We start from the raw sequence: 17,933 nt of genomic DNA, 5'->3' as shown, positions 1-17,933 counted from the left end.
GGTCGATCCCGACCTGCTGATCTGCGACGAGCCGGCGGTGGTCAGCGCGTGGGCAGGTGTCGGGCGAAGAACGTGTGTACCAGCCGACGGACCAGGGGCACCGATGCCGCCGGTGCGATCGTGCCGATCAGGGCGGTCCGGTCGGCCGCCGACATCAGCCCGGTGGCCTGAAGTTGCGGTGCGAGCACGGCGTGGTCGGTGAACACGTGGTGCGCGGCGTGCTCGATCAGGTGCCGAGGGATGGGCCCGCGCGAGTTCGCGCGCAGCGCGGACCACGAGGGTTCCAGGTCCGCTCGATGCCCGAAGCCGTCGCTGCCGACCAAGAGCAGCGGCCGGTCGGTGCCCTCGCGGGCGATCGGGTACAACTCGCCCGCCTCGCCCGGCGCCGGCGGCGGGTGGTCCAGATATCCCTCCAGGTTGATCGCGGCGGCGATGCGGCGGTCCTCGTGCATCGTCTCGGCCGCGGTCGTGCCGCCCGCCGAGTGGCCGTAGACGCCCACCCGTCGCAGGTCGAGCGCCCGATGCAGGCCGTCGGGCAGTGCGGGGGCGGTCGGGTCCGGGTTGCCGCCCGAGGCCAGGACCGCCAGTTGTTCCAGGACGAACCGGGTGTCCGCGATCCGGGTGTCGATCAGGGTGCGGAAGAGTCCGGGATCGCTGCGCGGGTCGGCTCGGAGCACGGTCCAGCGCACCCGGCCGTCCCGGCCCGGCAGGTCGACCGGGAACTCCACCACGGCGCCGTCTCCCGGATGGTCGATGCTCACCACGACATAGCCCCGGCTCGCCAACTCCTCGGCGATGCCGGTACCCATGCCGCGCGGGTCGACGCCGCCGGGGCTGTACAGCAACACCGGACGTCGGCCGGCCCGCGCGGGCGCGTTCTCGTGCGCGTGCGCGGCGGTGGCCGCCCAGTCCACGCCCGCCGCCGGCAACTCGGGATGGGTCGCCCGGGCCGCGGTCGCGAATTCCGCCGCGGCCCGGGCGGGCAACTGCGGGGCGATCGGGAATCCGCGCACCCCGCGGGCCGGGTAGAACACGGTGACCATCACCTCGCGCACCGGGATCGGCTCCCAGGGGTCCGGTCGGCAACGATCCACCAGATACAGCGTGGTGGTCCCGATCGCATGCGGACCGGTCGGCGGCACGAGCCGCAACACGGCGTCGTTCGCGGGTCGCCGATCGACCGGTCGCGCGGACGCGGGAGCGGCGCGGGTGATGCCGCCCGCCAGGAGCAGCGCGGCGGCCGGTACGGCCGAGGCGACGAGCCGGCGGCGCCCGATCCCCTCGACCCGGTCTGTCGTCTGCGCTTCCGCTTTGCGTTTCACAAACCCTCCTCGTGTCGTGCTGCGGCCGGCTGCGGCACCGCCGCGCGACCTGCACCCTTGTGGTATCGACCGCCCCTGCGTGCCAATGTCGGGGGCATGTCCCGAAGGCTGGCTCGTGCCCGGGAGCAGCCGCGAAGGTTGTGGCCAGGGCCGAAAAGCCGGCGCCGCAGCCGTAGGGGGAGTAATGGTCCGGATCCGCTTCACCGCCGCCGACTTCGCCCGGGTCCGGTTCGCTCCGAGACCGGCCCCGCTCCAGGAGCTGAACGTCGCGCTGTCGCGGATGGTCCGCCCCGACGACCCACTGCTCTTCGGGCGTTGGCGGCAACGACTGCTGCGGGCACTGCCGGCGGCCGTCGATCCGCTGGCCGACCTGGTCCCCGGCGGGCGCCCGCCGCTGTTCCTGGACGTGTTCGCCGACTCGCTGACCGAGGGGCTGGACGAGATCCGGAGCACCCGGCCGGAGATGGTGCGCGCGGAGCTCGAACGTGTCTACGCCGGACACCCGACCCCCGTGCCGCCGTGGATCCGCAGCCTGCATGGCGGCGACGCGGACGCCTGGCGGTCGGTGCGCCGCGCCCAGCACGCGGCCTTCGAGACGGTGCTGGGCCCGGTGTGGTCCCTGGTACAGGACCTGCATCACGCGGAGTTCACCCGGCACGCGCTGACCACGGCCGAACACGGCCTCGGCGCGACGTTGACCGAACTGGTCCCGGGCAGCCGACTGCACGGGGACGTCTGGGAGTTCGCGGGTGCGGGCGACGCGGACATCGAGCTGCACGGCCGCGGTCTGCTGCTCCTGCCCACCTTCCACTGGAGCGCACACCCGCTGTTGTCGAACCTGCCCGATCGGCCGGTGGTCGTCACCTATCCGGCGGGGCCGGGCCTGCCGCTCGCCCTCGCCGGGCCCGGCGGCACCGAGGAGGCACTGGCGGCCGTGATCGGCCGGACCAGGCTCGACATCCTGCAACTGCTCGGCACCGGCGCGCACAACACCGGCGAACTCGCCCGCCGGCTCCGGGTGGGCAACGCGACCGTCTCCGCGCACACCGCCGCGCTGCGGGGCGCGGGACTGCTCACGAGCACCCGGGCCGGTCGGTCGGTGCGCCACGAACGCACCACCCTGGGTGCCCTGATGGTCGGTCGGCACACCGGCCGGCCCGGCGGATCGGGGCGGCTTTCGGTCCTGGCCGAAGGAGTTGACGCGGTTCGGCGCGGCTGACTTCGCTGGTGGTCGGATGTCGCCGGACCAAGGGAGACGAGTCGATGACACGCATGCGCGAGGGACATCACGGCGAGGGGCCCGGGGCGTTCACCCCGGACGGGTGTGCGGTGCAGATGTACGAGCGCATGACGGTCGGGGACGAGCCGGAGACGATCGCCCTGGGTGCCCGGTCGGGCGCCCGCACGCTGCTCGAACTGGGCAGCGGTGCCGGCCGGGTGACGCACGCGTTGGTCGAGCGCGGCTGGTCGGTGACGGCGGTGGACGAGTCGCCCGAGATGCTCGCCCGGGTGCGCGGGGCACGCACGGTGGCCGCCGGCATCGAGGAACTGCGGCTGGACGAGCGGTTCGACGTGGTGTTGTTGGCGTCCTACCTGATCAACACCGCCGAGGCACAGGCGTGTCGGGCCCTGTTGGACACCTGCCGGGCGCATGTCGCGGACGACGGCGTGGTGTTGATCCAACGCGAGGGTGCCGGCTGGCACGAGAACGTGCCCCGGGTGCGCGAATACCCGGGCGGCGCGGTGCACATGCTCGGCTCCGAGCCGATCGACGGTGACGAAACGTTGCGCGCGGTGCGGATGCTCTACGAGTATCCCGACGCGCGGTGGGTGCACGAGTTCCGGTCCCGGGTGTTCACCGAGGCGGGGTTCGCCGACCTCCTGGCCGGGTCCGGTCTCGCGGTGGAGGACCTTCTGGACGAGGCGGGCACCTGGGTCCGGGCGGTGCCGGTGCACTGAGCGCGCCGGGCCCGGCGTACGGACCCGGCGCGCGAGGTGCGGCCTCGGGGGAGGGGGTGCTCAGCGCAGCACGGTCGGCGAGGACGCCTTCGCGACGAGCAGGCGTGGGGTGCCCGATCCGTCGGCGGGCGTCGCGTAGACGTCGCGGCCCCGGCCGTACATCACGGTGTGGTCGTCCAGCCAGGCCGCCTGGTCGTCGATGCTCTCCCGCTCGGCCAGCGCGGTCTCGCGCATGGTCGCCAGGTCCAGCACGTGCAGTCGCCAGGTGGTGGCGCCGGAGCGCTTCTTGAACGCGATCCGGGTGCCGTCCGGGGACAACGACGGGCATTCCAGGTTCTCCCGCACCGTGTGCGCCTCCCAGTTCGCGTAGTCGCCCTCGACCAGGTAGGTGCGGCCCTTGGTGGACACGGTGGCGTAGAAGCGGTTGTCGTCGGCGGCGAACGTGACGCCCCAGTAGTTGACGTCGGCGGATCGGTAGCGCTTGCCGTCGATGGTCAGCGGGATGGCCTCGATGTTGATCAGCGTGTAGTCGGTGCGGGTGTCCAGGATGCCGGTCCAGGTGGAGAACCCGGTCTTGTTGTAGGACTCGCCGGTGACGAAGACGGTCCAGGACACCATGCGCCCGCTCGCCGAGACCCGGGCCCGGGACGGGGTGCCCGCGAGTTCGATCCGGCGTCGCACGTTCATCGCCGGGTCCACGATCAGCGCGTCGGTACCGGGCAGCGGGCCGCCGCGGGTCTGCAGGCAGACACCGGTGGCCGCGCCGACGGCGAAGCGCTCGCAGCGCAGTCCGCTGTCGGTACGGGCCGGGCCGGTGGCGCCGGCCGGGTCCATCGCGGTCGCGGCCACGGTGCGGTGGCCGCCCTTGCGGGCGGTGTCCACGAACACCAACTGCCCGCCGGCGGCCAGGTCCAGCGGCCGGCGCCGCACCTGTGCGTCGTCCTCGCGGCCGGCCGCGAAGGTCGAGTAGCCGACCGCCACCCCGACCAGCACGAGCAGGCCGAGCAGCAGGCCGAGGGCGCGCTTCATCCGGTCACCTCCGGCAGTGGGGACCGCGACGGCAGCAGCCATCGGGCCACGACGAGGGCGCCGGCCAACCCGACGCCCATGACGAGCAACGCGGGGCCCGCACCCCACAACGTCCAGGCCGCGCCGAAGAGCACCGAGGAGAACAATCGGGCGCCGGCCTGACCGGTCTGGAGCAGGGCCAGGCCGCTGGTGCGCAGGTGCACCGGCAACAGCGGCCCGGCGGCGGCCATCAGTACCCCGTCGGTGGCGGCGTAGAACAGGCCCTGGAGCACGAGCACGGCCGACAACACCGTCCACAACAGCAGCGAGCCCGGCGTGCGGTCGCCGTCGGGTGCGGCGGCCACCGCGTAGGCCGCGAGCAGCGCGAGATGGCCGCCCAGGAAGACCCGGAAACGACCGACCCGGTCGGCGAGGCGACCCAGCGGCACCGCGAGCAGCAGATACGCGCCGGCCGTGCCCAGCGGCAGCAACGGGAAGTAGCGCAGCGGGATGTCGAAGCCGTGTTGCAACACGAGATACACGAAGGTGTCGCCGACGGTGAGCAGTCCGAGCATGGTCGCGGCCATACAGGTGCGCCGGAACGGACGCAGCCGCAGCAGCGCGAACGCGGCCCGCAGCGACGACTCGCGGCGCGGCCCGACCGGTTCGTGGTGGTCGCGCACGTACAGCGCCATCAGCAACACCGCGAACGAGGCGACGCAAAAGCTCACCACGAACACCGCGTCGTACGCGTCGTGGGTGGCCCACAACACCGCGAACGCGGCGAGCGGGCCCAGGAACGCGCCGACCGTGTCCATCGCGCGGTGCACGCCGAATGCCCGACCCAGGTCGGGCGCGGGGGTGCTGAGCGTGATCAGCGCGTCGCGTGGCGCGGTGCGCAGCCCCTTGCCGGTGCGGTCCGCCGCGAGCACCAGACCCAGCCCGGTGATCGAGGAACCGGCCAGCGGGAGGCCGAGTTTGCATACGGCGGACAACCCGTAGCCGGTGCCCGCGACCAGTTTGCGCCGACGGGTGCGGTCGGCCACCTGGCCGCCGAGCAGGCGCACGAAGGCGGTGATGCCGAAGTAGGTGCCGTCCAGGAGCCCGTACTGCAGCGGGCTCAGTCCCAGGGTGAGCACGAAGTAGGTGGGCAATACCGCGGTGACCATCTCCGAGGAGATGTCGGTGACCAGGCTGACGGCGCCGAGCGCGAGCACGTTGGCCGGGATGTTGCGTGCGAATCTGCGCGGTGCCTTGGCCGAGGCGATCCCACCGGCCTGATCCGCGCGCCGGGTGGCGGCGATGTACACGGGCGGTCCTCCCTCGATCCGTCCGGGGACGGTGGACTCGGGTCGGGTCGGAGCGGGACGGGGTGGAAACGGGGTGTGTCGCGGTGCGACGGCCGGCAGCCACCGGCCGGCAACCACCGGACGGGAGGCGGTGGCCGGGCCTGGTGCGGACCGGCCGGGGAACAGGTCGCCGGCCGGCCCGCACGTTCGGTTGGCTCAGTGGCAGCCGACCGGCCCGAAGGTGTCGAGCTGCTTGCCGTCGTAGCGCACGAGCTGTCCGGAATAGCTGCCGGCGGAGAGGGTCAGCTTGAGCACGGCCGGCGAACCGGTGACCCGCTTCTCGCTGTTGGGCTGCGGACTCTCGAAGTCGTAGGGGTCCGCGCCGCCGGTGCCCACGAGCAACTCGCGGATGCCGGCGGGATCCGCCTTGGCCTTGGGATTCTGCGGCGCGTAGCGCTCGTAGAGGTGGTCGTGTCCGTTGAGGACCAGATCGGCGCGCGCGTCGTAGAGCACCTGCCACGCGGCCTGACTCACCTTGTCGGCCTGCGGCCCGGAGCTGTACAGGGGCTTGTGCCAGTAGGCGGCCACGCAGCCCTGCGCGTTGTTCGCCAGATCCGCCTTGAGCCATTGGATCTGTGCCGAGGTCGCCGACATCGACTGCTCGGAGTCGAGCGCGATGAAGTGCCAACCGCCGCGGTCCCAGCTGTACCAGGTGGTGCCGTTGGGTGTTGCGCGGTTGCCGAAGTAGGCCTTGTAGCCGGCCTCGGACGGGTTGTCGTCGGCCTCGTGGTTGCCGGGGGCGGGACGGGTCTTGTCCTTGAACCGACCCCACGTGGTGTCGTAGTACTTGCGGTAGTCGGAGAGGCTGCCGGTGTCGTACTGGTTGTCCCCGAGCGTGATCACCTCGTCCGGGTTGATCGCCTCGACCCGGCGCGCGGTCTGCTCGGCCCCGCACTCCTGGGCCGACGTGCAGCCCGGGTCGGAGATGTCGCCCGCCGCGACGACGGTGAACGAGGAGCCGCCGGCCTGCGGGGTGCCGACCACCGACGCGCTCGGCGCGGACAGGTTGCCCGCCGCGTCGCGGGCGCGGACGGTGTAGGTGTAGCCGACTCCGGTGCTCAGGCCGGTGTCGGTGTAGGAGGTGCCCGCGCTGGTGCCGACCGTGACGCCGTCGCGCAGCACGTCGTAGCCGGTCACCCCGACGTTGTCGGTGGACGCGGTCCAGCCCAGCGAGACGCCGGTGGGCGTGGTGCCGGTCACCCGCAACGCGGTGGGCGCGGTGGGCGCGGTGGTGTCCGGGCCGCCGGCGCCGTAGACCTCGAACTCCCAGAGGGAGTAGCCGTAGTCGGTGGCTCGCGTGGTCGCGTACACGCGCACGTGGCGACCGTGGGTGGACAGTGCGCCGAGGTCGTCGGTGCCGCCGTCGCCGGCGGAGGTGCTGTAGACCTTGGTCCAGGACGCGCCGTCGGGCGAGACCTCGATCCGGTACGCCTTGGCGTAGGCGGCCTCCCAGGTCAGCTTGACCCGGGAGATGGAGACGTCCGAGCCGAGGTCGACGCTCAGCCACTGGGCGCCGGCGCCTTCCGTGCTGGCCCATCGGGTGGTGGTCTTGCCGTCCACGGCCTTGGCCGGGCCGAGGGTGGAGTCCTCGCTGGACGAGGCGGTGGCGGGCTTGCCGCGGGAGAGCAACACCTCCGCGGCGGAGGCGGTTTCGACGAAGGTCAACACCGTGGCCAACATGGCGATCACGGCGAGAACGGCGGGAAATCTGGGCAGTCGGGACACGGCTCGCCGAGCGGTGCGGAACGAGGGACTTCGGCGGGTCGGGCGCGGGGGCAGGGACAGGTGCACGTCGTCCTCCAGCGTTGAGGAGCCGATCGTCGTGCCTGAGCCGGGCAGGATGGTGCGCTCGAATGGGCCGGAGAGGTGCCGTCGCGTGCTCGGACACCACCGCGGTCGGGTGCCCGCGGTGCCCCAACAGGAGCCTCCGGCCCGGTTGTTGGCCCCGACGATCCCAAGGCGCCGCGCGCGCCGTCAAGACTTGTTAGGAAACTTTACTAACAAGACTTCGAGGCGTCGCACAGCGGTGGCGGGCCGTCTCGACCCGCGCCGCGCGGGCGTCACGGAGCGGGCGGATGCTCGAAGGTCGGGCCCGGATCGGCCGGCGCGTGATTGAGGACCAGGACGCCGATCACCGTGGCCGCGGCGAAGACCAGCAGGATCAGCGTGGCCAGGATCAGCCGGCGGCGGCGCTCGCGGCGCTGCCAGTCGCCGTGCGCGGTGCGGTACGCGTCGGGGGCAGGGTGCACACCGGCGGCCAACGTTTCCAGTGCCTCCCGCAGTTGCCGCTCGGTGCCCGAAGGGTTGTTCGTCGCCTCGGTGTCGGGAGGGTTGTTCATCGCCGTACCTCCATCGCCTGCGTGAGAGCGGCGATCCCACGCGCGGTGTGCGTCTTGACGGAGCCGACCGAGATGCCCATGGTCGACGCGATCTCCTTCTCCTTCAGCCCCAGCCAATGGCGCAGCACCAGCGCCTCGCGCTGGCGCGCCGGCAACTCGCGCAAAGCGCGGATCAGCGCCTGTTGGTCGTCGCGCAACAGGGCCGAGGTCTCGGCCGAGGCCACCGTGCCCAAGGGCTCCTCGACATGCCGGCGGACGACCTGGAGATGGCGTATTCGCATCCGGACCAGATTGCACACCACCGACCGCAGATAGGCCGCGGCGGCCTCGGGCGTGCGCAGCCTGCGGAACTTGCGGTAGATCTCGTAGTACGCCTCGGCGACGATGTTCTCCGGATCGTCCGCGCCGAGCAGCGTGGCGAGCCGCAACATGGACGGATAGTGCAGGTCGAACAGGCGCGCGACCTGCGCCTCGCGCTCGGATTCGGTCGCACCCGCGGCGAACTGCGGCGGCACCCGATTCGGGCCCGGCTCGGGCTGCTCCGGGGCCGGCCCGGGGCCCGTCGCGGCGGGCGCCGGCGCGTCGCGGCGCAGGCGTTTCACGAGCCGTTCGCCTCCTTCCCCGCGACGCCCCGGCCGGTCGACCGGGACGGCAGGGCCGTGTCGTCCGGGCCGCGCGTCGCACCGAACCGGTCGAACACCTCGGTCAGGGCCAGGGTGACCGCCAGGTTGAGCAGCAGCGCGGCGAGCCCCGCGTACATCTGCACGCCGTGACCTCCCAGTTCGACCCGGATCAGCGAGACGAAGCCCTCCCGCACGACCGCGACCGTACCGGTCAGCATGCCCACCGCCCAGCCCACCAGCAGGGCCCGATGGTGCAGTCGCCGAGTGAACAACCCGATCACCACGGCCGGGAAGATCTGCAGGATCCACACCCCGCCCAGCAGTTGCAGGTTGATCGCGGCCTGGTCGCGCAGCCCGAAGACGAACGCCACCGCGCCCACCTTCGCGGTCAGCGACACCAGTTGCGCGACCCGCATCTGCCGCTTCGGAGTGGCCGTCGGATGGAAGTACTCGACATAGACGTTACGCACGAACGAGGTCGCGGCGGCGATCGACATCACCGCCGCCGGCACCAGCGCGCCGACGATGATCGCGCCGAACACCAGTCCGGCCGGAAACGCCGGCAACAGCCGGTCCACCAGCAGCGGTACGGCCGCCTCGGCGGTGCCCGAGCGCGTGTCCACGTCCACCGCCAACGCCGCGACGCCGAGCACCCCGAACATCGCCAGTACCGCGGTCCACGCGGGCAACGCGATCGACACCCGGCGCAGCGTGTCGGGGCCGGCCGCGGCGAACCCCGCGGTCAGCACGTGCGGATACAACAACAACGCCAGTGCCGAACCCAGCGCCAGCGTGGCGAATCCGGCCTGCTGATGCGCGCCGAGCACCAACGAAGCATCACCGGGCCCACGCCCGGCGAGCCGCCGATCCGCAGCCTCGAACATCGGCCCCGGGCCACCGAAGCGGCGCAGCACGAACACGACCGCCACCGCGGCGGAACCGAAGATCGCCACCGCCTTCAGCGCCGAGATCACCGTCGGCGCCCGCAACCCGTGCCGATATGTGGCGATCGCGAGCCCGGCGAACAACACGACCATGCCCACGTCGCCGGGCGCACCGCGCGGATGCAGCCCGGCGGCGGCGAGCACGGCCCGGATGCCGAGCACCTGAAGGGCCAGGTAGGGCATCGTGGCCAGGATCCCGGTCAACGCGACCACCAGGGCCAGCGCCGGCGAACCATAGCGACCCCGGACGAAGTCGCCCACCGTCAGATAGCCGTGCCGGCGCGCCACCGACCACAACCGGGGGAGCAGCACGAAGGCCATCGGGCAGACGATCACCGTGTACGGCAGCGCGAAGAACGCCGACGCGCCTCGGCCGTACACCTGGCCCGGCACCGCGGTGAAGGTATACGCGGTGAAGATCGTGCCGCCGAGCACCAACCAGGTCCAGACCGCGCCCAGGCCACGACCGGCCAGCGCCCAGTCCTCCAACGACGGCAGGTCGTGACTGCGGTGCAGCCGCGGCGCGGCCACCGCCAGCAGCGAGGCACCGCCGACCACGATCAGGACGGCCGCGGTCATGGCCCCGTCGGTCATCCGTCACCGTCCGGATCGGCGTGCGAGCGCACTCGGGCACGGGTTGCCGCGAGCGTACCGACCTTAGGCCCTGACCGGCCGATTCCGGCGGGGTTGCCGCCGAGCGGCCCGGCCCATCGGTCCGGGCCCGCGCGCGTGGCCGAAAAACGTCCGTCGTCCCGGTCGGGCAACCCCGCGGAAAACCGCGGGACATCGGCTGTCAACCAAAACGCGAGCCCGGGCAACTCTTCCACAGGGCCGACGAACCGGCGGCCCGCACCACCGACCCGGAGGAGGCGCGATGACCGGGGAGCACCCCCCACCCACCCCCGCACGGCCCCGTGCGGCCCGCCGGCTCGCGGCCGGCCTCTGCCTCGCCGCGCCGGTCGTGGCGCTGTTGTGGGTGCCCCTGTACGCGCGCCGGGAGCCGGCGGCGGCCGGCGTCCCGTTCTTCTACTGGTACCAACTCGCCTGGGTGCCGGGGTGCGCCGCCGCCATGTTCGTCGCCCGTCTCCTGCTGCGCCGCCCCGACCGGCAACCTCCCTGACCCGTGCCGCCCCCCGGCCGACCCGCAGGTTCTCGTCCGTCGCCGTTTCGCCCCCTGCCCGATGAGGAGTCCGCGTGCCCCCCACGACCGACACCCGCAACCCCCGTACGTACCGCCCGAGATCGATCCTGATCTGGACCGTCGTCGCGCTGCTCGGCGCGGCCGGTTGGGGCATGGTCGCCCTCGCCCGCGGCGAGGAGATCTCGGCCGTCTGGCTGATCTTCGCGGCGGTCGCCTCCTACGCGATCGCCTACCGCTTCTACTCCCGCTTCATCAGCGAACGAGTGCTGGAACCGGACGACACCCGGGCCACCCCGGCCGAACGGCTCGACGACGGCGTCGACTACCAACCGACGGACCGGCGGGTGCTGTTCGGCCACCACTTCGCCGCGATCGCGGGCGCCGGACCACTGGTGGGCCCGGTACTGGCCGCACAGATGGGGTATCTGCCGGGCACCATCTGGATCGTGGTGGGGGTGATCTTCGCCGGAGCCGTACAGGACATGGTGATCCTGTTCCTGTCCATGCGCCGCGACGGCAAGAGCCTGGGCCAGATGGCCCGCGAGGAGATCGGCCGGGTCGGCGGGGTCGCGGCGCTGCTCGCGGTGTTCGTGATCATGATCATCCTGCTCGCGGTGCTCGCCCTGATCGTGGTCAACGCGCTGGCGAACTCCCCGTGGGGGACCTTCTCGGTCACGCTGACCATCCCGATCGCCCTGTTCATGGGCGTCTATCTGCGCTTCCTGCGCCCCGGTCGGGTGCTGGAGACCAGCGTGATCGGGGTGGCGCTGCTGCTGGCCGCGATCATCGGCGGTGGGCAGATCGAGGACACCGCGCTGGGCGACGCGTTCACCTGGAGTCCGACCACGCTGGTGTTCTGTCTGGTCGGCTACGGCTTCGTCGCGTCGGTACTGCCGGTGTGGCTGTTGCTGGCCCCGCGCGACTACCTGTCCACCTTCATGAAGGTCGGCACCATCGTGCTGCTCGCGCTCGGCGTGCTGCTGGCCGCGCCGAACCTGAAGACGGACGCGATCAGTTCGTTCGCGAGCTCCGGCTCCGGGCCGGTGTTCGCCGGGTCGATGTTCCCGTTCCTGTTCATCACCATCGCGTGCGGCGCCCTCTCCGGCTTCCACGCCCTGGTCGCCTCCGGCACCACGCCGAAGCTGATCCAGCGGGAATCGCAGGTCCGGATGATCGGCTACGGCGCCATGCTGATGGAGTCGTTCGTGGCGATCATGGCGCTGATCGCGGCCTGCGTGATCGACCCCGGCCTGTACTACGCGATGAACGCCCCGGCCGGGGTGCTCGGCGCCACCGCGGAGAGCGCCTCGCACGCGGTGGCCGGCCTCGGCTTCACGATCACCCCCGACGACCTGCGCTCGGCGGCGTCGGTGGTCGAGGAGAAGACGTTGATCGCCCGCTCCGGCGGCGCGCCCACGCTGGCCGTGGGCATGTCGGAGATCTTCGCCGAGGTGTTCGGCGGTTCCGGGATGAAGGCGTTCTGGTACCACTTCGCGATCATGTTCGAGGCGCTGTTCATCCTGACCACCGTGGACGCGGGCACCCGGGTGGGCCGCTTCATGCTCCAGGACATGCTGGGCAACGTGTGGAAGCCGATCGGCCGGGTCGACTGGAAGCCCGGCATCTGGTTGACCAGCGCCGTGGTGGTCGGCCTCTGGGGCTACTTCCTCTACGCCGGAACCACCGACCCGCTCGGCGGAATCAACCAGCTCTTCCCGCTGTTCGGCATCGCCAACCAGCTCCTGGCCGCGGTCGCGCTCACCGTGGCCACCACCGTGCTGATCAAGTCGGGTCGACTGCGCTGGGCCTGGGTCACCGGCATCCCGCTGGCCTGGGACGTGGCCGTGACCTACTCCGCCGGATGGCAGAAGATCTTCTCCGACGACCCCCGGGTCGGCTTCTTCGCCCAACGCGACCGCTACGCCGACGCGATCGACGCGGGCAAGGTGCTGGGCCCGGCGAAGAACATGGACGACATGCACACCGTGGTGCTGAACTGCACCGTGGACGGCGTACTGATCGCCCTGTTCCTGGTCCTGATCGCGGTGGTGATGGGCAACGCGGCCGTGGTCTGCGCGCGGGCGATCCGCGCCGGCGTACCGCTGCCCACCACCGAGACGCCCTACGTCGCCTCGACGCTGGTGCTCGAACCGACGGCCTCGCCCAGGGAGAAGGAACTCGCCACCGCGGGCGCCGGCGGTCCCGGCGACGAGGCGGGAGCGTCGTGACCGGGCCGGCCCCGGGTATCGGCGCACGGTTCGCCCGGAACCGGCTGTTCCGGTGGATCCGGTGGTATCTCCGGGAGATCTCCGGCGCGGCGGACTACGACCGGCACTGCCTGCGGCACCGACGCGAGCATCCGGACCGGCCGATCCCCTCCCGCCGAGCGTACGAAGCCTGGCGGACCAGGCGGCGCGAGGAGAACCCGCAGGCACGCTGCTGCTGACACCCGTTGCCGGCACCGCGCGACGGCGGGCGGCGGAGCGGGTCTTCGCCGCCGCCCGCCCACCGCCCGCGGCCCACGGCAGCATCGGCTGTCATGGCGTCGAACCCGCCCACGCGGTCCGCGCGTTCGCGGTCCCGCGTGGGGGCCCGGGTCAGCGCTTGCGCTTGAACTCGTACACGGTGGCCTGCGCGGCACAGTCACGCGGCGGAATCATCTCGACCCGCAGGACGCCCGTACGGCGGTCGTAGTCGTTGCCCTCGGTCTCGAAGTCGGCGGCAGCGCCCGGGCAGGCGCTGAGCAGCGGCAGTGCACCGAGGGAAGTCACGTGCCCGGTCACCGTCTTCCCGTTCAGCGCCTTCTTCAGTTCGATCTGCAGCAGCGGCTTGGCGACGGGGAACAACTTCGCGTCGGAGTCGTCCGACGCACACACCAAGCGCTTCTCGTCCAGGAAGGTGCACCCCTGGATGTCCTTGACCGGCCGGTCCAGTTCGATGGTCGCGGCGAGCGGGAGGGTGCCCCCGGTCCGCGGCGTGGCCTCATTCAGCATCGGCGTGGGGAAGACGAGCAACCGATTCATCGTGTCCCACTCGCCGGAGACGAGCCAACGGCCGTTGGGGGAGACCGCGGCGAAGGAGTTGTTCATCGCCTCACCCGCCGCCAACGGGTGCACGTACTCGTAGGCGTCCCCGGCCGGCGTGGTGACCCGGAACATCTTGGCGGTCGCGTCCCCACCACCCTGGTAGGCGTCGAACACGTAGCCGCGCGAGGAGTCCGGGTCGCCGATGTGCCCCCAGCCACGCTCCCGCACCGGCGCGGGAATCGAGGTGTTCCCGGCGTAGTACATGTAGGGCTTCCCATGGTGGGGCCGCACGCCGGCCAACCCCTGGGCCTGGGACTGCGCGTCGATCTCGTACTTGCCGATCGGCTTCCAACCACTGACGGCGGACGGGAACGCGGCCTGGGCGTCACCGCCCGCCGCCTCCGCCGCGTGCGCCGTAACCGCGAGCCCGCCGCCCGCACACAACGCGACGCACACCGCGCCGACCGACGCCCCGCGCCACGCCGCCCGCAAACCCTTCGAGACCAGCTTCATAGCCACCGAACTCCTCAACCGCGCCGATCCCACGCCAACGTGTTCGAACGCCAAGACCATGACGCAGCACGGTGTCCGCCAGGCGCCCCCCACCTGAACGCCTCCGAACCAGTTCCCAACGTTCCGAAATGCCACCGGGCGTGACGAATCCGATACCGACACACCCGAGGGACTCCCGGCCGCGGGGGAGGAACGGGCCTGGGCACAGGGGTCGTCGCCACGGTCGTGTTCCTCGACGCCGCCGACCGGTTCGAGCCGTCGAACGGGTTGGGCAGGGGGTAGTCGGGAAAGGTTGCCGCTGATCGCTCGTCCACGCGCCTGTTCGTTGGTCCGTCCGTTTGTTCGTCCGTTCGTCCGTTCGTTTGTCCGTTCGTTCGTCGTGTCGAGAAGGAGTCGCTCGTGGTGCGCGGAAGTTCACGTTCGAGTGCGCAGAAGGGTCATCCGTTCGGTCGTCGGCCCACCGGTGGGTGGGCCGACGTGATGTGGGACTGGTCGAAGTCCGGCACCCGGCACGCGGCCCGGAACCGGCTGTTGCGCCGGCTGCCCGGAGTCGGATCGGCGACGGCCTACCGATTCGGACTGGTGGAGCGGGCGCACTACGCGTACGGCGTGCGCCGGGCCACCGAGTCGGCCGCCCGCCTGGGGCATCGGGGCGTGACGGTGGTCGAGTTCGGGGTCGCCGGCGGCAACGGGCTGCTGGCGCTCGCCGAGCACGCCCGGCACTACGCCGCCGCCACCGGTGTCACGGTCCGGGTGGTCGGCTTCGACGGCGGGGTGGGCATGCCGCCGGCCAAGGATCCGCGGGACCTGCCCTACCTGTTCGGCCCCGGCTTCTACACGATGGACCACGAACGACTGCGCGCCCGCCTGGGCGACGCCGAACTGGTGATCGGCGACCTCGCCCGGACGCTGCCCGACTACCTCGACACCCGGGCCCTCGAACTGCGGAACCACCCGGTCGGGTTCGTCGCCCTGGATCTGGACCACTACACCTCGACCACGACCGCGCTGGAACTCTTCCGCAGGCCCGACCACGAGCACCTGCTGCCCAGGGTCACCTGCTACCTCGACGATCTCCCGGGCACCGTCGAGCAGATCGGCGAGGCCGCCGCGATTGCCGAGTTCAACGCCGCCCACCCGGACCGGGCGATCGGCCGGGTCCTGGGCCTGCGCGCGTTCACCCCCTTCGACCCGCCGTGGGCCGACCAGATCTACGTCCACCACCGCCTGCATCACCCCGACTACGCGCATCTGGAGACCGGCGCCACCGGCGACCAACTCCCCCTGGCGCCCTGACGGTCGACCGACCACCGCCGACGGTGTGCTGCGGGCCGGAGCACGACCCGGCCCGCAGCGCCCCGAGCCGGGTCTCCGGCTCAGCCGACCGGCGAGTCGTCGTCCTCCGAGGACGACCCGCGATCACGTGGAGGGGGACCCGGCCGATGACCGGAACGCCAGGCGCTGTAGAGGGCGGCCAACGCCATGGCGACCGCCGCGAGCGAGGTGGCCGGAACGCCGAAGGCGACGAGGACGATTCCGGTGACCAGGACCGCGAGGAACGCGACCAGGTCGGTGTACCGCCGGGGCGGCGAGGGTGGTTCGGTTGTCATTGACGGTGCCTTGTCGACGTCGCGGTGGATGAGAATGGGTTCAGCCTGGACGGGCCACACTCCGTTGCGCCGGCCGGCACGGTGAACCGATCGTTGCCATTCGCCGGCAACGACTGGTCGGGCGGCACCCCACACGGTGAACTGTCCGTTGCCGAACGGACGCAACGACCGCTCGGCCGGACACGGAGGTGGCGATGACGGAAGCCGGGCGGGGCCAACTGGTCCCGTTGGGAGCCGACTTGACCGAGGGATCGAGGGTCCTGGCGGAAAGCCTGCGACTGCTCTTCGCGGTCCTGGACGTGTCGATCACCCGATACGCCGCCCGCTGCGCCCGGGACAAGGGGGCGGTCTCGCGCTACCTGAACGGCACCCGGGTGCCCCCCTGGGAGTTCGTGGTGCAACTCCAGGACCACGTGGCCAAACACACGGGCCGGGGGATCACCGCCGAGGCGGCCGCCGACCTCCGGGCCCGGCACCGGGCGGTGTTGCAGGCGCGCAACCCCGACCTTGCCGAGGTGCAACGCCTGAAGGACGCGCTGGCCCTGGCCGACGAACACGCCCAGCAGGCCCAGTTGCGCGAAAGAATGTTCGACAACGAACTCCGGGATCAACAGCAGCGCGTTGCAGAGCTGCAACGCCAACTCGACGAGCACCGACTGCGCGCCGAGCAATCACGCGTGGCGCAGACCCGGGCGCTGGAGCGCTGGAACGAGGAGAACGCCCGGCTGCAAACGGAGTTGGCCCGGCTGCGCGGCTTGGTGACCGAACTGGAGGCCGAACTGGCCGAGTCGCATCGCCGCGTCCTCGAAGCCGAGAACCACTGCCGCGGCCTCGAACTCCAGCTCGATGCCGCCGAATCCGACCCGAGCGACGACGCGGACCCGGCGGAGCGCGGCGAGTCCGAGGTCGATGTCTGGGACACCTACCGGCGGGAGCGGCGGCACGACGAGTCGCTCACCCGGCCATACGTCCAGGACTTACGCGAACGCCACAGGTACGCCCGCGGAGTCGGCGAATCCGGTGACCCGGCGCGCGCGGCACGGCTGTTCGCCGCGCTGGCCGACGACCTCGCCCAGGTACGGGGCAGCGCTGCGGGCACCACGGTCGAGGCCCGTCGCGAACACGTGCTCTGGACCGAGCGGGCCGGTGACGTGCCCGGAGCGGCGCGGCTCCGGGCCCGGCTCACCGAGGAACTCGCCGGTGTCCGCGGCACGGACGCGGACACCCTCAGGCTGCGCTGGGCCCATGCGCACGAGGCGAAGAACACCGGTCAACTCGACGAGGCGGCACGCCTGTTCGCCGTGCTCGCCGACGACCTGACTCGGGTGCACGGCAGCGACCACCCCGAGGCACGGAAAGCCCTTCACGAGGAACGGACCTGCGTCGACATGCCGAACACGCCCGCGGTGGAGGCGGCCTGGTCGCAGGTCGAGCAGTCGCGTCGCACATTCGGATCGGACGCGCTGGGTACCCTCCGGGCCCGCCGAGCACACGCGCACGCGCTGGGGCAGGCCGGCCACGCGACGGGGGCGGCACAGGCGCTCGGGGTATTGGTCGAGGACATGACCCGCGTGTACGGAGCCGACCATTTCGACACGCTGAACATTCGCCACGCGCACGCGTTCTGGACCGGCTGCACCGACGACACGACGGCCGCGGTCCGCATATACGAGGAACTCATTCCCGACCTGATCCACCACTGTGGACCCGACCACCGCGACACCCTGGACGCCCGTCGATGGCATGCCGCCTGGCGCAGTCCGACGGCCGCACCACGCGAGGCACGGGAGTTGTACGCCCTCCTCCTGAAGGACCTGATCGGCTACCGGGGCCACGAACACCCACACACCCTGGAAATCCGGGCGGCCCTCGCCCACTGGACCGGCAAGGCCGGAGCGGCGGGCAAGGCGGCAGAGCTGTACGCGATCCTCGTCCAAGACCTGACGCGCATCCGCGGTGCGGAACACCCGGAAACCCTCCGGGCCCGAAAACAGTGCGCCGCGTGGTCCGAACAACGTTGAAGCCCATACCGAGACAACCGGCGGCCCGGCGCGCCGCCGCCGCCGCCCACCCGACACCCGACCGGGCAACCCATGTGA

At 71.7% G+C, this 17,933-nt stretch carries 16 protein-coding genes; 7 read left to right on the top strand and 9 right to left on the bottom strand.

Translation table 11 applies throughout. The annotated features are described in order from the left end of the window. Window positions 1-41: 41 nt before the first annotated feature. Window positions 42-1,322, bottom strand: a complete 1,281-nt coding sequence (locus ACFXMF_RS07450) for an alpha/beta hydrolase (RefSeq protein WP_380020559.1) — start codon at window positions 1,320-1,322, stop codon at window positions 42-44. A 184-nt stretch (window positions 1,323-1,506) separates the two neighbouring features. Between ACFXMF_RS07450 and ACFXMF_RS07445 the strand changes: the two genes are divergently transcribed. Together ACFXMF_RS07445 and ACFXMF_RS07440 are read left to right on the top strand one after the other, a co-directional pair. Beyond that, window positions 1,507-2,541 carry an ArsR/SmtB family transcription factor gene (locus ACFXMF_RS07445; RefSeq protein ID WP_379991686.1) on the top strand — a complete coding sequence of 345 codons (1,035 nt, stop codon included), beginning with the start codon at window positions 1,507-1,509 and terminating at the stop codon, window positions 2,539-2,541. A gap of 44 nt (window positions 2,542-2,585) precedes the next feature. After that, the gene (locus ACFXMF_RS07440; RefSeq protein ID WP_379991685.1) at window positions 2,586-3,281 is read left to right on the top strand and encodes a class I SAM-dependent methyltransferase; all 696 of its coding nucleotides are present in this window, start codon (window positions 2,586-2,588) and stop codon (window positions 3,279-3,281) included. A 60-nt stretch (window positions 3,282-3,341) separates the two neighbouring features. On the opposite strand, the gene ACFXMF_RS07435 is transcribed toward ACFXMF_RS07440, so the two are convergent. The 6 genes from ACFXMF_RS07435 to ACFXMF_RS07410 all read right to left on the bottom strand — a co-directional run bounded on the left by ACFXMF_RS07435 (window position 3,342) and on the right by ACFXMF_RS07410 (window position 10,138). Then, window positions 3,342-4,310, bottom strand: a complete 969-nt coding sequence (locus ACFXMF_RS07435) for a hypothetical protein (protein ID WP_360315051.1) — start codon at window positions 4,308-4,310, stop codon at window positions 3,342-3,344. Then, window positions 4,307-5,599 carry an MFS transporter gene (locus ACFXMF_RS07430; protein ID WP_379991684.1) on the bottom strand — a complete coding sequence of 431 codons (1,293 nt, stop codon included), beginning with the start codon at window positions 5,597-5,599 and terminating at the stop codon, window positions 4,307-4,309. Before ACFXMF_RS07430 ends, ACFXMF_RS07435 begins: the two co-directional genes overlap by 4 nt. Window positions 5,600-5,794: 195 nt before the next feature. Further along, window positions 5,795-7,429: a discoidin domain-containing protein gene (locus ACFXMF_RS07425; RefSeq protein ID WP_360315047.1), complete on the bottom strand. Its 1,635-nt coding sequence runs from the start codon at window positions 7,427-7,429 to the stop codon at window positions 5,795-5,797. 269 nt (window positions 7,430-7,698) lie between these two features. Further along, window positions 7,699-7,977, bottom strand: coding sequence for a hypothetical protein (locus ACFXMF_RS07420; RefSeq protein WP_360315045.1), 279 nt, complete (start codon window positions 7,975-7,977; stop codon window positions 7,699-7,701). Continuing rightward, window positions 7,974-8,579 (bottom strand): SigE family RNA polymerase sigma factor, encoded by a 606-nt coding sequence (locus ACFXMF_RS07415; RefSeq protein ID WP_379991683.1) that lies wholly within the window; start codon window positions 8,577-8,579, stop codon window positions 7,974-7,976. Before ACFXMF_RS07415 ends, ACFXMF_RS07420 begins: the two co-directional genes overlap by 4 nt. Further along, entirely contained in the window at window positions 8,576-10,138 is a 1,563-nt protein-coding gene (locus ACFXMF_RS07410; protein WP_360315041.1) for a sodium:solute symporter, read from the bottom strand. The genes ACFXMF_RS07415 and ACFXMF_RS07410 overlap by 4 nt, the downstream gene beginning before the upstream one ends. 280 nt (window positions 10,139-10,418) lie before the next feature. On the opposite strand from ACFXMF_RS07410, the gene ACFXMF_RS07405 reads away from it, so the two are divergent. The 3 genes from ACFXMF_RS07405 to ACFXMF_RS07395 all read left to right on the top strand — a co-directional run bounded on the left by ACFXMF_RS07405 (window position 10,419) and on the right by ACFXMF_RS07395 (window position 13,131). Continuing rightward, complete coding sequence (locus ACFXMF_RS07405; RefSeq protein WP_379991682.1) at window positions 10,419-10,664, top strand: DUF3311 domain-containing protein; 246 nt, start codon at window positions 10,419-10,421, stop codon at window positions 10,662-10,664. A gap of 173 nt (window positions 10,665-10,837) precedes the next feature. Then, window positions 10,838-12,913, top strand: a complete 2,076-nt coding sequence (locus ACFXMF_RS07400) for a carbon starvation CstA family protein (protein ID WP_360315113.1) — start codon at window positions 10,838-10,840, stop codon at window positions 12,911-12,913. Further along, window positions 12,910-13,131, top strand: a complete 222-nt coding sequence (locus ACFXMF_RS07395; RefSeq protein WP_360315037.1) for a YbdD/YjiX family protein — start codon at window positions 12,910-12,912, stop codon at window positions 13,129-13,131. Before ACFXMF_RS07400 ends, ACFXMF_RS07395 begins: the two co-directional genes overlap by 4 nt. A gap of 151 nt (window positions 13,132-13,282) precedes the next feature. Here ACFXMF_RS07395 and ACFXMF_RS07390 read toward each other — a convergent pair whose 3' ends face one another. Further along, window positions 13,283-14,224, bottom strand: a complete 942-nt coding sequence (locus ACFXMF_RS07390; protein WP_360315035.1) for a hypothetical protein — start codon at window positions 14,222-14,224, stop codon at window positions 13,283-13,285. 399 nt (window positions 14,225-14,623) lie between these two features. On the opposite strand from ACFXMF_RS07390, the gene ACFXMF_RS07385 reads away from it, so the two are divergent. Further along, the gene (locus ACFXMF_RS07385) at window positions 14,624-15,520 is read left to right on the top strand and encodes a hypothetical protein (protein ID WP_380017767.1); all 897 of its coding nucleotides are present in this window, start codon (window positions 14,624-14,626) and stop codon (window positions 15,518-15,520) included. 80 nt (window positions 15,521-15,600) lie between these two features. Here the strand turns inward: ACFXMF_RS07385 and ACFXMF_RS07380 are convergent, their stop codons facing one another. Further along, window positions 15,601-15,834, bottom strand: coding sequence for a hypothetical protein (locus tag ACFXMF_RS07380; protein ID WP_360315031.1), 234 nt, complete (start codon window positions 15,832-15,834; stop codon window positions 15,601-15,603). 194 nt (window positions 15,835-16,028) lie between these two features. On the opposite strand from ACFXMF_RS07380, the gene ACFXMF_RS07375 reads away from it, so the two are divergent. Continuing rightward, the gene (locus ACFXMF_RS07375; RefSeq protein WP_379991366.1) at window positions 16,029-17,855 is read left to right on the top strand and encodes a hypothetical protein; all 1,827 of its coding nucleotides are present in this window, start codon (window positions 16,029-16,031) and stop codon (window positions 17,853-17,855) included. The last annotated feature ends 78 nt before the right edge of the window (window positions 17,856-17,933 follow it).

This window comes from Embleya sp. NPDC059213, assembly GCF_042754445.1.
Lineage (GTDB): Bacteria > Actinomycetota > Actinomycetes > Streptomycetales > Streptomycetaceae > Embleya.
This window is presented reverse-complemented; position numbering and strand designations above follow the sequence as displayed.